The sequence below is a fragment of the Verrucomicrobiia bacterium genome, from assembly GCA_035765895.1.
In the GTDB taxonomy this organism is placed as follows: Bacteria; Verrucomicrobiota; Verrucomicrobiia; order Limisphaerales; family DSYF01; genus DSYF01.
In genome coordinates this window covers 1-13,048 of sequence record DASTWL010000072.1, presented here as the reverse complement: position 1 = coordinate 13,048, position 13,048 = coordinate 1, and the positions used below count along the sequence as shown (strand labels likewise).

The 13,048-nt window shown below is 58.6% G+C and carries 12 protein-coding genes; 4 read left to right on the top strand and 8 right to left on the bottom strand.

All coding sequences use genetic code 11. The features are described 5' to 3' along the window. Positions 1 to 3: 3 nt before the first annotated feature. The 4 genes from VFV96_14180 to VFV96_14165 form a co-directional block, all read right to left on the bottom strand. Positions 4 to 1,593: an efflux transporter outer membrane subunit gene (locus tag VFV96_14180; protein ID HEU5071547.1), complete on the bottom strand. Its 1,590-nt coding sequence runs from the start codon at positions 1,591 to 1,593 to the stop codon at positions 4 to 6. Beyond that, a complete protein-coding gene (locus VFV96_14175; GenBank protein HEU5071546.1) occupies positions 1,521 to 3,074 on the bottom strand; it encodes a DHA2 family efflux MFS transporter permease subunit in 1,554 nt (517 codons plus the stop codon). Before VFV96_14175 ends, VFV96_14180 begins: the two co-directional genes overlap by 73 nt. 31 nt (positions 3,075 to 3,105) lie before the next feature. Further along, positions 3,106 to 4,560, bottom strand: a complete 1,455-nt coding sequence (locus tag VFV96_14170; GenBank protein ID HEU5071545.1) for an HlyD family secretion protein — start codon at positions 4,558 to 4,560, stop codon at positions 3,106 to 3,108. Positions 4,561 to 4,635: 75 nt separating this feature from the next. Further along, complete coding sequence (locus tag VFV96_14165) at positions 4,636 to 4,761, bottom strand: hypothetical protein (GenBank protein ID HEU5071544.1); 126 nt, start codon at positions 4,759 to 4,761, stop codon at positions 4,636 to 4,638. A gap of 180 nt (positions 4,762 to 4,941) precedes the next feature. On the opposite strand from VFV96_14165, the gene VFV96_14160 reads away from it, so the two are divergent. After that, entirely contained in the window at positions 4,942 to 6,570 is a 1,629-nt protein-coding gene (locus VFV96_14160; GenBank protein HEU5071543.1) for a sigma 54-interacting transcriptional regulator, read from the top strand. 28 nt (positions 6,571 to 6,598) lie between these two features. On the opposite strand, the gene VFV96_14155 is transcribed toward VFV96_14160, so the two are convergent. Further along, on the bottom strand, positions 6,599 to 7,780 hold the full coding sequence (locus VFV96_14155; GenBank protein ID HEU5071542.1) for a hypothetical protein: 1,182 nt from the start codon (positions 7,778 to 7,780) through the stop codon (positions 6,599 to 6,601). Next, entirely contained in the window at positions 7,692 to 8,168 is a 477-nt protein-coding gene (locus VFV96_14150; GenBank protein HEU5071541.1) for a hypothetical protein, read from the bottom strand. Before VFV96_14150 ends, VFV96_14155 begins: the two co-directional genes overlap by 89 nt. A 621-nt stretch (positions 8,169 to 8,789) precedes the next feature. Here VFV96_14150 and VFV96_14145 point away from each other — a divergent pair. Then, positions 8,790 to 9,392 carry a VPDSG-CTERM sorting domain-containing protein gene (locus VFV96_14145; GenBank protein HEU5071540.1) on the top strand — a complete coding sequence of 201 codons (603 nt, stop codon included), beginning with the start codon at positions 8,790 to 8,792 and terminating at the stop codon, positions 9,390 to 9,392. 326 nt (positions 9,393 to 9,718) lie between these two features. Here the strand turns inward: VFV96_14145 and VFV96_14140 are convergent, their stop codons facing one another. Together VFV96_14140 and VFV96_14135 are read right to left on the bottom strand one after the other, a co-directional pair. Then, complete coding sequence (locus VFV96_14140; GenBank protein HEU5071539.1) at positions 9,719 to 9,856, bottom strand: hypothetical protein; 138 nt, start codon at positions 9,854 to 9,856, stop codon at positions 9,719 to 9,721. A gap of 74 nt (positions 9,857 to 9,930) precedes the next feature. After that, a complete protein-coding gene (locus tag VFV96_14135; GenBank protein HEU5071538.1) occupies positions 9,931 to 10,641 on the bottom strand; it encodes a HEAT repeat domain-containing protein in 711 nt (236 codons plus the stop codon). A 9-nt stretch (positions 10,642 to 10,650) separates the two neighbouring features. Between VFV96_14135 and VFV96_14130 the strand changes: the two genes are divergently transcribed. Together VFV96_14130 and VFV96_14125 are read left to right on the top strand one after the other, a co-directional pair. After that, positions 10,651 to 11,148 (top strand): hypothetical protein, encoded by a 498-nt coding sequence (locus VFV96_14130; GenBank protein ID HEU5071537.1) that lies wholly within the window; start codon positions 10,651 to 10,653, stop codon positions 11,146 to 11,148. After that, on the top strand, positions 11,145 to 12,173 hold the full coding sequence (locus tag VFV96_14125; GenBank protein ID HEU5071536.1) for an AAA family ATPase: 1,029 nt from the start codon (positions 11,145 to 11,147) through the stop codon (positions 12,171 to 12,173). Before VFV96_14130 ends, VFV96_14125 begins: the two co-directional genes overlap by 4 nt. Positions 12,174 to 13,048 lie beyond the last annotated feature (875 nt).

Below are 13,048 nucleotides of genomic sequence, written 5' to 3'. Positions count from 1 at the left end.
TTGTCAGTGCCTTTGATTCCAACGCATGGAGCTGTTGGCCGAAATAAGCGCGGTTTGCGGGGCTGCCACTTGCCAGCCGCCGCCAAGTGACTTGTAGAGCGCAATGAGATCCACCGAAACGGTGCGCTCACTTTGGACCAACTGATCCTGTGCTTGGTATAGCGAGCGTTCGGCCTCCAGGACATTGAGAAAGTCGGTCAGGCCGTTAGCATAAAGCTTTTGCGCCAGCACCAGTGAATTCTGGCTGGATTTGACGGCGTCTCCCAGCGAGCGCTGGCGCACCTGTTCCTTGGCATAAAATACCAGCGCGTTTTCCACGTCTTCAAAAGCCGCCAACACGGTTTGTTCATAATTGGCCAGGGCCTGTTCCTGTCGGGCGTTTTGGACCTTGATACTGGCGCGGATGCGACCGGCGTCAAAAATCTTCCATTGGATGGAAGGACCGACCGACCAAAACTTGCTGCCGCTCGTGAACCAGTCGCTTGCGCTCACGCTTTGGAATCCCGCCACACCGGTGAGTGAGAATTTTGGAAACAAGTCCGCGGTCGCCACGCCGATATTGGCTGTGGCCGCGGCAAGCTGGCGTTCCGCTGCTTGCACATCTGGGCGACGCAGCATCAGGTCCGAGGGCAGTCCAACCGGAACCTCCGGCGGCGCGGCTGGAATGGGGATTGAACTTGATAGTTCGGTTTGCAGAGCGCCGGGCGGCTGGCCCAGCAGCACGCTTAGCCGATGAATGCTGGCCTGGATTGCGCTCTCCAGTGTTGGAACTTCGGCGAGTGTGCTGGCCAGCAGCGTGGACGCCTGCTGCACATCCAGGTCGCTGGTGACACCGTTGGTGAAACGATTGCGTGTGATGGCCAGCGCCGCCTCCTGTGCCGTGATGTTCTCGTTCGCAATGGCCAGGCGCCGTTGATACCCCCGCAGATCGGCGTAATTTCGCGCCACATCGCCCAACAATGTCATCACGGTGGCGCGCTGACCAAATTCGATGGCCGCGACATCTGCTTTGGCTGCCTCCACGGCCCGGCGTTTTCCGCCGAATACGTCGAGTTCCCACGATGCATCAAACCCCGCCTGGTAAACGTCATTTTCAAAGGGAACATTCGCAGGACGGGGCAAAGACCCCAGCACAGGTTGGTGATGACTCGTCCCCGCTCGCGCATAGGAACCTGATGCACTGGCTGTCGGCCAAAGATCCGCCGAGGCAATCCGGTATTGTGTCCGGGCTTCGCGCACACGTGCCTCGGCAATGCGCAAATCCAGATTGGACTGCACCGCACGATCAACCAGCGAATCCAGTTCGGGGTCGTTGAAAGTCTTCCACCACATGACGACCGCTGCCGTTGAATTGGTTTCGCCGCCGGCAAGGGGTTCACTCCAGTGCGCCGGAGTGCTGGTTTCAGGCCGGTGATAGTTCGGTCCCACAGCGCAACCCGAGTTTAAGATGGCCACAATGGCGGCGAGCGCCAGAAGGGTTAAGAGCAGCACTTGATTTGCTTTCATGATTTTGTTCTCCATTAATGAGCCGCGACCGGCGCGTGAACCTTGACTTTTCTCAACAGCAGCGCACCGAGGATGCAGACAGAGCACAACAGCGCGAACCAACGGAAGTTATCCAGATACGCCAGCAGGTTGGCCTGCCTCAGCAGCGTGTGATACATGGAACCAACGGCCAATTGATGGGCTGCCGCATTGCCGTGAGCCGCAAACGAAGAGGTCATGGTTTGCAAGGTGGACTGGTAAGTTGTGTCGTAGGGCGTCAAATGCGCGGCCAATATTGTTTGGTGTGCCTGGGCGCTGCGCGCCACGAAGGTTGTGACCAGCGAGATGCCCACGCTGCCACCGACGTTCCGCATGAGATTGAAAATGCCGCTGGCATTGCCGATTTGCTCCGGCTTGAGCGAGCCCAGCGCAATTGTGTTCAGCGGGACGAACATGAACGCAATGGCGACTCCGCTGAAGAACAACGGCCAGAACAGAACCCAGATCGACAGGTCGAGCGACAGGTGCGCCAGCACGAACGACGCGCCGCCAAAGGAAAGAAAGCCACCGGCCACGAGGTAACGGCCCTGAATCTTGGTCACGAGCCGTCCGGCGAGCGGCATCGCCACCAAGGCGCCCAGGCCGCGCGGGATCATGGCGTAACCGCTTTGCAACGCCGTGTAACCCATCAATGATTGCAGGAACAAGGGAATCAACGCGGTGAGGCTGTAGAGCGACAGGCCGGCAAAGAACATCAAACCCAGGCCGAGGCTGAAGTTGTAATTCTTCAGGACGCTCAGGTCCACGAACGGCTTTTCCGTTCTCGATACCCGCCAGATAAAGGCGATGAAGCCGGCCACGGCCAGGGCAGCCATGATCACGATGAAGTGTGAGCCGAACCAGTCGTCTTCCTGCCCCTTGTCCAGCAGCACTTCCTGACAGCCGAGCCAGAGCGACATGAAGCTGAAGCCGATCACGTCGAGGCGCGCGGGACGGGCATTGCGAATCCAGTGCGGGTCATGGATGAAGCGTTGCATTAACATCAACGCAAATATTCCAACCGGGACATTGATGAAGAAAATCCAGCGCCAACTGTAGTTGTCGGTGATCCAGCCACCAAGCACCGGCCCGAGAATCGGCGCGGTCACCACACCCAGTCCATACACGCCCATCGCGGTGCCGTGCTTTTCCTTCGGAAAACTCTCGAGCAGGATGGATTGCGCGATCGGCTGCAGCGCGCCGCCACCGGCACCTTGAAGCACACGCATCGCGAGCAACATCGGCAGGCTGGTGGCAACACCACACAGGAACGAAGCCGCCGTAAAGATGGCCACACAAGTCATCAGGAAACGTTTGCGGCCGAATTTCTGTCCAAACCATGCCGTGGTCGGGATGACGATGGCATTGGAAATCAGGTAGGTCGTCAGCACCCATGTGGATTCATCGGTGGACACCGAGAGGCTGCCCGCAATGTGCCGCAGCGAAACATTGGCGATCGACGTGTCCAGCACCTCCATGAACGTGGCCAGCATCACGGACACGGCGATCGTCCAGGGATTCACGCTCGGCTGAGTTTCGTTGGTGTTCATGACGATGAAGTGTGGGCGGGTGCGGTTGCAGTTACTTCACCCGAACCTCGGGTTCGACCGACATGCCCGGGCCCAGGACATATTGACTGGCGTTCGCGTTATCGAGCGTGATCTTCACCGGCACGCGCTGCACGACCTTGACATAATTGCCGGAGGCGTTTTCCGGCGGCAACAAACTGAACCGCGCACCGGCACCGGACTGGATGCTGTCCACATGACCGGTAAACTTGATCTGTGGATACGCGTCGACCTTGACCTCGACTGGCTGGCCGGGATGCATGTGAGTCAACTGCGTCTCCTTGAAATTCGCCACCACCCAGACGTGTCGCGGCACAATCGCGAGCAGAGGCTGACCGGTTTGCACGTAGGCGCCCGCCTCGACAGTGCGATGCGTCACAAATCCCGCTTCCGGCGCTTTGACCTGCGTGTAGGAGAGATCAAGTTCCGCCTGGTGCACCGCCGCTTCATTTCGCTGAACATCCGCCTTGGCGGTTCGGATGTTGGCTTTGCTCAGGCCCAGCTGCGCTTCTGCGGCCAGCTCCTTGTTGCGCGCTACTTCGACTTGCGCCGCAGTGGAACGCGCTTCGGTCGCGGCGAGATCCAGTTGGCTGGCTGAAACACCCAGATCACCCACCGCCTGATACCGCTTCAAATCGGCTTCGGCCCGATTGGCTTCGGCTTTGGCAGCCTCCACACTGGCCTTCTCCTGCGCCGCCTTGGCCTGATCGACGGAGAACTGCGCGTTGGCTTGATCCAGCTGACTTTGCGCGGCGGCGAGATTGGCACGGGCTTGATCCAGTTTCACTTGATAATCGCTCGCGTCGATTTCCACCAGCACATCGCCTTGCTTCACGTCTTCGTTGTCCTTCACCAACACGCGGGTTACTCGGCCGGCAACCTGCGGCGCAATCGGCGCAACATGAGCCTCGATAAACGCGTCGTCGGTGGATTCGTATGGCGCCACGAATTTCCAATAATAGGTTCCGACTGCTGCGGCCACTGCCAACACGGCGACGCCAACGATCCAATGGCGTTGCCGATTGGTTTTCCGGGGGGCGGCAGCCGGATGGGAATGTCCGTTTACAGCCTTGGTCAGCGTTTCGGTGGTTTCACGCACTTCTACCGCGCGGCTGCCGGGTGTAACGGACGAATCAACGGCTCGCGGGGAGATGGTTTCTGGGAGAGTGGCTGTCGCAGTGCTCATGGTGTCATTTACTTTCATTGGCCGTGTTCTGTTCTTACTTTGTCCCTCCCTTCTCAGATTTCGTGCCATCTGGAGTTTAATTCGTAATATGCTTATTGTAAGCAAGATGAGATTGTTGATTTGATGGAAGCAATGGGACGAAATGTTGAACGTGCGATAAATTGAACTGGTAATGGTCGAGAGTTCGTCCTGATCATTCGAGCCTGTGTTGCCAATTGGCTGCGAGACACGCGAAACCAAACTTCCTGGAGGGCCATGCCTTTCGCGTTCCTTTTTCGACACAAAGCGGACGATTCTTTAATCGGGTTTGCGACTCGGGACGCAGATCAGTTGCGGGATAAAAGTCGAGCGGACTTGTCACAGAATTTCCCCCCAGTTCGTCTCCTTTAATGCTTGAGCGAATTGCCAGCCAATCCATGACAAAGCACGAGAGTGATTCATGCCACCCTGTTTTTCATTGCTGCGATCATCGTCCATTTGCATGCAAATGATTATTCATTCGGGCTGGCGGTCGCATTTCTGCTGCTGGCCGTTGGGGCGCTGACGTCGCGGCTTGCAACACGTTAAGCATTGCAACCCCAGACATGACGCCCAAAGTTTGCCGTTTCAGTGCGAACCGTTTGTCAGGTTGAATTGAAGGCGAGCTTCGGCTATTAGCAGAACGTGGAATCCGGCGACAACGACAAATTTGACCCCGCCTTTGCAAGTGCTTTGCTCTTGGAGATTGCGCAGGAGCAGTCGTTGGAGGCTTTGCTCAAAAAACTGGTCGCGCGGATCCTGGAACGGCCAGCGGTCGCGCGGGTCCGGATCTGGCTCATCTACAAAGGAGATATCTGCGCAACCTGCGTGCGCCGGAAGGATTGTCCCGACCAAACGCGATGTCTCCATGCGGTGGCGGGTGGCAGCCACTTGATAGAGCACGGAGAGGAAGAGGAATACGCGCGCATGACGGATCGTTTCGCGCGCATTCCGCTGGGGGCCGGCCCGGTCGGCAGGATTGGAGCTGACGGAAAGCAACTCGTGCTGCGGGATCTGGACCAGGAACCCGGCGAACTCGCTTACATTGATTGGCTCAAGCCGGAACAAATTCGGGGGTTCAACGGCGTGCCGATTTCGTTCAAGGGCGAGGTGCTTGGCGTTATTGCGGTATTCAGCCGGCAGAATGTTCCTGCGGGCGCGGAAATTTGGGGACGCATCTTCGCGGACCACGTCGCAGGAGCCATCGCAAACGCGCGGGCGTTTGAAGAAATCCAGCGGCTCAAAACTCAACTTGAACAGCAGAACGCCTACCTTCAAGAAGAAGTCATCGAAGCCAAGGCGTTTGGAGATCTGGTTGGCCAGAGTGCCGCGTTAAAACAAGTTGTCAGCCAGATTGACCTGGTGGCGCCCACCGATGCCTCGGTGCTCATCCTTGGCGAGACCGGCACCGGCAAGGAACTGGTCGCGCATGAGATTCACCGCCGCAGCCGGCGGAAAGACAAGCCATTGATTCGCGTAAACTGCGCCTCGGTTCCCAAGGAGCTGTATGAGAGTGAATTTTTCGGTCACGCCAAGGGTGCGTTCACGGGAGCCATCAAGGACCGCGCGGGACGGTTCGAGACAGCCGAAGGCGGAACCCTTTTTCTGGACGAAATTGGCGAGGTGCCATTGGAGTTGCAGGGCAAACTGCTGCGTGTCTTGCAGGAGAAATGTTACGAACGGGTCGGCGAAGATCGCACGCGGCATGCCGACGTGCGCATCATTGGCGCCACGAACCGTGATTTAAAGAAGGAGGTTGCGGCGGGAAGATTTCGCGAAGACCTTTACTACCGGCTAAATGTTTTCCCCATTCAAGTCGCGGCCTTGCGGGAGCGCGGCGAAGACATACCGCTTTTGGCCAGGCATTTCATCGAAGCTTCGGTAAAGGAACTCGGTTACGCCCAGCCGCGTCTTACTCGTGCGGGGGTTGTTCAGCTTCAAAGTTATCTCTGGCCGGGCAACATTCGTGAGCTTCGGAATGTGATCGAACGCGCCGTGATTCTGGCTCGGGGTGGCCTGCTTGAATTCGATTTGCCCGGCGCGAACGCACCCCTGTCCATCCCTTTAGCTGAACCGCAGGGTGAAGCGGGTAATCAGATTGAATTCTTGACCGAACTGGAAATGCAGCAGCGTGAACGGGAGAATCTGGCGGCTGTGCTGGAAAAGTCCGGCTGGAAAATCAAAGGGCGCGGTGGGGCGGCGGAACTGCTGGGGATCAAGCCCACCACCTTGCTCTCCCGCATGAAAAAAATGGGCTTAAAACGCCAGGCGTGAAGGAAAGTTTGCCGCGGCGCAACCTGGGTCATTTACTTTCCGCATTCTTTGCCTTTGCGATGTCGTAAATGAACAGGCCGTGGCCGACGCCCGCGGCTTCGCGCGATTTCGCCATTTGAAAGGCGATGAATTTTCCATCGTCGCTGACCACAGGGTTGGACGCCTTGAAGCCCGGGTAGTCGCTGAAGTGAGTGAGGCGTTCGTAACTGCCGCTTCCATCGAGTTTCAGTTTCCAGAGGTCCACGTGACTCGGGCCTTGGTGGTTTTGCTTGTCACACTCCACCAGCGTAAACTGTCCGTCCGGGAAGATGCCTTCCGGTTCGTCGTATTGGTCGGGCGAGTTGGAGTAGTTGGTAACCTTCCTGGTCGTGAGGTCGATGCCGCAAACGTCGGTGCCCTGGTAGCCATACGCGCTAAAGGTCAGTTCCTTCTCGTCGGGTGGCCGAAAATTTTGGGTTTCCAACGTGCAACGAAACGGCAGGTCTCGGCTGCTGATGATCAGCCGTTGATTGGCGAGCTTCGGCTTGCCGTCCTCATAGACAATGTCCGCTTCCTGCATGCGCGAACTGCCGGCTGCCATTTCGTCCGGATATTCGGCTGCAACGTGGGTCCAGGCGATGTGCATCCGGCGGCGCGATACGGCCGGGCCTTCACTGCATTTGGTGCCCAACGGGATGGGAGGACGAGTCAGGCTTTTATCCAGCACGTAGAGCCAGCATTGCACGCGAGCCTCGCCTGCGCGCTTGGGCTCGAAAGTTTCCGGCCCGGACAGCAAAATATCCCCGTTTGCCAGGTAAAGCGCGCGAGTGTAGCCGTGATGAGGATAATGCGCGGTGAGATTGCGAATCCGTTTTGAAGCGACATCGAGTTCCATGGCGTCGCCAAATGTTTTCGAAAGGAAGAGAATCTTGCTGCCATCGTGCGACCAGTCCGCGCGTTCGCCAAACCAGGTGACTTGCGTGATATAGGGGGGCAAATCTTCCACCGGATTTTCGTCCGCAGCAGATGCAGCCGAAGCGGCTGATAATACGCTCAAAATGCCGGTGGCCAGGAGCCCGGCCAACAGGTGTTGTTTCATGTCGGGAATTTGAATGGTTGGATGTGACACTTGGTATTTCGCGTTAAGCCTCCTTGAACGCGGCCAAATGCCTGGCGAAATCTTTGACGAAAAATCGGTTCCCTTTCTGCACGATCTTGTGGCCTTCGGCATGCAGCCGTTTCTTTAGCGCCGGAACACCGCCCGTGTATTTTGGATTTAACTCGCCCTTCGACTTCAAGGTGCGCCAATAGGGCGTAATTCGCGACGTGCCTTCGGCCGCTGACTCCGCGGCGGCGTGTGCTGCTATCCAGGCGAAGATGCCCGTTGTAATCGGACAGGCGCTGTTTGTGCCGTGCTGTCGAGCAAGCACATGTCGCAATTCATCAATCGTGGTCAACCTGCCTTTGCGCACGCGGCGCATGAGCGCGTCCACTTCGCTCGGAGCAGGGATGACAAAGGTGCCGATGCCGCCTCGTTTGCTCGCCATCGCCTCGCACACTTTGGGAAGGCCCTTGTTGTCGGCCAGCTTCTCGTTCCAGGTTTTTCGCTTGTAACTCATGGGAACATATTCAGGGAGGTGAATGGCACCAGAGTAGCCTGCGAAGCTTCTTTTGAGAAGGAAGGAAACGGTGCCTTGGACTGTTGAGGTTTTCTTTGAACTGAAGGCTGATCATCAATATCAAAAAACCCTCGATTTGGTGTGAAAGTGAAATGCGTTGCCGATTTAAAAACTGCCGGTTGCCGGCCTTGGGATCGTGCGTCGCGCGCCGGCGCCATGGACATCCCTCAATTGCAGTTCGCCGCAGCCCGGAGCGAAGGTCATCCAGCCCAACACCCGTCCGAAGCAGACATAAACCGTGGCTCCGCCACGTCGGCCAGGCGGCCCATCGATATGTGTGGTGGTGACCATAAGAATGGAAATCCGCTGCCGGCCTGCTTGTGTGCCATCAATGCGATGTCGGTAAGGTTTACAAATTGGGGCGCTCAAACTCTCTGAGAATAGCGTGTTGGTATGTTTGTAACGCCCACGTATTGAAATCGTTAAGTCCTGTTGCTCGCCGGTCTCCCGTTGCTGCGGTATTAAAGCTGCTCGACCTTTTGGCGCTCATAGTGTTGGGAATCAGAAAGGTCTTAAACCATGAAACAAAGCTTCTTCACATGTCTTGTTCTGACTGTTGCCATGTTCTCGGTCGACGCCATTGAATCTCCGTGGATCAACGAAATTCACTACGACAATACCAGCACAGACACCGGCGAGTTTGTCGAAATTGCCGGGCTTGCCGGGACGGATCTCTCAGGTTATTCGATACTGCTATACAATGGCAGCGGTGGCGCGCTCTACAACACCACTGCGTTGACGGGCGTGATACCCGATCTGCAGGACGGCTTTGGCACGCTGGCGTTCTTCTACGCGTCCAACGGGATTCAAAACGGAGCGCCCGATGGGCTGGCGTTGGTGAATGGCTCCACGCTGATTCAGTTCTTGAGTTACGAAGGCACCTTCACTGCGGTGGGCGGGGCGGCGGATGGGGTGTTGAGCACGGACATTGGTGTGTCCGAACCGGGCGATGTCACGGGATCGTCTTTGCAGCTGGTTGGAACGGGTGGCAAATACGCCGATTTCACCTGGAGTTCGGAACAGACCGCCACGGCCGGCACCCTCAACACCGGGCAGGTTTTTGCCGGAACGCCGGTTTCAGTCCCGGATGGCGGAGCCACTGCGGCCTTGATGGGCCTGGCGTTCCTCGTTCTGTATCAGTTCCGTCGGCTCGCACGCACTTGACGCGGCCAACGGCGGCTGAATTCCCACGGCGACCGGCCGGCATGACCGGCCGCGCTTTCTTCCCGTGCTCCGTCAAAACGGCGTCGAGCATTGGCTTCGCTCACGGACATCGGAGACCGTCGTCCTCCCGGCGCGAGTCCCCCGCGCCCGGATCATTCCGCTGTGCTGTTTTCCTCGAAGATGAGCGGCGCCGAAATCACTCTTGCGGTCGGCTTCGCCACGATTCCCATTTCAATCGCCTTTTCACGGCACGCCTCAGCACGCCGCCAGTAGCCACTACTCCGGCAGGCCCAAGAGCGAGCTTTGACACCCGCCCTCTCGTGGTCTTATTCGTTCAGAAACAACTTCCACTCGGCAACGCCGTGCGCGTTGCCAATGAGTGCCGTGACCGGCAGTTCCTTCGGCGCGCGCGGGACGGCAAACTGCAACGGCTGGTGTGGCTCAATGATTAGCCACAGAGGCACAGAGACACAAAGGTGCGAGCCGCACGAGCAAGCTTGTGAATTTGGAAATCAGGAAAACAGGAAGCTGGGACAATTCACCGCGGAAGTGCGGAGGTGGGCGCATTGGTGAGGGGTTCATGGGTAATATCCCGGAGGCACATGGTGGTGTAGAGGCTCACCATTGGATCCGGGTCGTTCAAGTGTTCGCGCAGAACAGACGTGCAACGACTCATGCAGTTGCTCGCGTTGGCGGCCATCAAATCAAGGGCAACGGGTATCATATATCGCAAGTTTTGATGTGGGTTGGCAAAGGCGTTCGTCAAGGCCGGCAGGGCAGGCTCACCCATATAGCCGAGGGCGAAGAGGGCCAGCCTGGCGGCGCTTGGGCGTTTGGAATTATTCATCATCGCTTCGAGGGCGGGAATGGTGGGTGCCGCGTTGGTTCCGAGGGCACGAAACGCACTCGCGGCTGCCGTTGCTCTGGAGTCATCACCATAAACCAAGCGGGCGACGGCGCGGTTGACTACAATTTGATACGGAATCAATTGGCTCAGCTTGATGCGCCACGCTGGTCTCTCATAATCGATCCATTTTATCAAATAAGGATAACCCTCGGCACCAATGCTGCGAATGGCCTGCCTGGAGACGTCGTCATCCGGCTCCAGTCTGTAAATGGAAACCCATTCGCTAAGGCGCTTACCCTGATAGAACGGCCCCTCCTCGCGGTTGAGAAGCAAGGCAATCCCAGCGGCAATGGACAGCACGCCCGCCAGAGCCAGCACCCACTTTCGCCGCTTCGAGATCACGATGGCAGCATGAGCGATTTGGAACCGGAGGCAAAAGAATTTTGCCAGGCGACCCGTTCGGTCCGCAGGGAAAAAGTTAAACCACGGATGAACACGGACGGCCACAGAAGGCGAGCCGCCTGGGCCAATCAACCGCCGAGACGCGCAGGCGCGGAGGGTCAGCGCCAGGACGGTTCACGTGCGGGAAGCACGACTTTCAACCGCACGGTCAAATTCATTGAGCAGGCGCACGAGATTCAAGGCCCGGTCCACGGTGGAGTGATAGTCGTATTGGCGCATGGCCACCAGGCCGACCTGACTCTGGTGCGGGAGCTTACTGTCACAAACGGCAGACCGTGCATTGGGCAGGAATGTTTTCTGAAGCCACAACTCGAATTGGGGCGAGACGGGCTTGTGGTTGGGCTCCCCTTCCCAGAAGCCGATGGCTTTCAGTTCAGCCTCAATCTCATCAAGCTTTCCCAGGAGATCCTCGTGCATGCCTGCTCCAGCATGGAGGTCTACAAATGAGCGAGCAAGTGGACATTGCGGTGGACCTGGGTGCCGCCGCGCCCGCGTTGCCGGAAATCCTGACGCTGGAGCAGTTGTGCACCGTGGCGACGCCACCGCCGCCGCTCATCATCGAGGGCATCCTGCACCAGGGTTGCAAGATGATCCTCGGCGGCACGAGCAAGAGCAACAAGTCGTGGTGTCTGCTCGACCTGGCCCTCGCGGTGGCCAGCGGGCAACCGTGGTGGGGGCGAGCCTGCGCGAAGCTGCCCGTGGTTTACATCAATTTCGAGCTGCACACCTGGGCGGTGGCGCAACGCATCAATGCGTTGTGCGGCGCCCGGCCCGAGTGCAAGGCGATGGGCAAGACGCTGCACGTTTGGAATCTGCGGGGACACAATGCGGACCTGACCTTGCTCCGTCCGAAGCTTGAGGAGCAGCTCATGCGGCATCCTTTCGGCCTCATCATCCTGGACCCGGCCTACAAGGTGCTGGGGAACCGCGATGAGAATGCCAACGGCGAGATTGCCGGGCTGATGAACGAGCTGGAGGGCCTGGCCCAGCGCACGGGTGCCGCGGTGGTGGTGGCGCATCATTTTGCCAAGGGGGACAGCACGACGAAGAGCGCCATGGACCGGATGAGCGGAGCCGGCGCGTGGTCCCGCGACCCGGACAGCATTGTGGTGCTCACACCGCACGAGGAGGAGAACTGCTTCACGGTGACGAGCATTCTGCGCAACCTGCCGCAACTGCCCGAGTTCGTCGTGGCGTGGGAGTTTCCCCTGATGCGGGTCGCGAAGGATCTGAACCCGGATGCGCTGCGCCGGACCCAGTCCAAGAACAAGGTGTGCTCAGACCGGGAATTCATCGACACCGTGCTCGGTGCGGAGTCCTTGAGCTACAAGCGGGTGATTGGTCAGGCCCGCGAGCAACTGGAGATGAGCGAGGCCACGGCGAACCGTTATTTGAACCGGCTGAAGGCCGCCGGAATGATTGGTCATTCCGGCGGGCTGTATTGGGCCAGCCATCAGGAGGTTGCGTCGTGAGCAGGTGGTTTACTCTCACACTCTCACATCCCTATAAAGAGAGGAGAGAAGGACTCAACGGCGGGCAGTGGAAAGGAACAGCCCTCGTCAGGCTCGGGCTGTCCTTTCCGCACTGCCAGAGGAGTGAGAGTGCGGCGGGCCCGCAGGCGGCGGCGGGGGATTCAGACCGGGTGGGTCGCGGTGCCTTGCGTTTCCGGCAGTGGCCGCGCGGGGTGCGACTCCGGTTCGAGGCGAACGACTGGCACCACCGGCAGCCGCTGGTTCTGCTTGAAGTGAAAACGGCGGAGGGTTGAAAGACTCTCCGGAAGCAATTGTTGCGAGTGACGACGCAGACGAACCATACGGCAAGATTCGACGAATCAGGGCCGGGAGTATTCAACACGGAAAGGAGCAGGATGCATGGCAATGGCATTTGAACAGCAACCCAAGGAGAGCGACCGGGCATTTGCGGCATTCAAAATCTATCTGGAGCTGGGGGCGGAGCGGTCCCTGGTGCGCGTGGCGGACAAACTTTCCAGCCACGGGACGGCCCGGGCTGAACGGCGGCCCGAGACCGCCGCCAGAGATTGCCGGCCTTCGGCAAGGCATGCGAAGGCGCGGCACCGCAGCTTTCCGCGCCGAGGGCGGTCCTGGGGAGCGAAAGCGAGTCGGATGGCAACGGAGGCCCAGACGCGCAGTGCGAGCCCCACGGGCGAGCAACGAGCATCGTCGCCGGAGGATTCGCGGAACGCAGTGCCTGGGCCTCACCCGGTTTGATGGACACCTTGGGGGCGGTGCGCTAACAGAAAGCGCACATGAACAAGCTCAAGACTGCTGAACCCAAGCACACGACTGCGGCGACGCCGGTGCCACAAGCCAAACGCTACGATGACGCC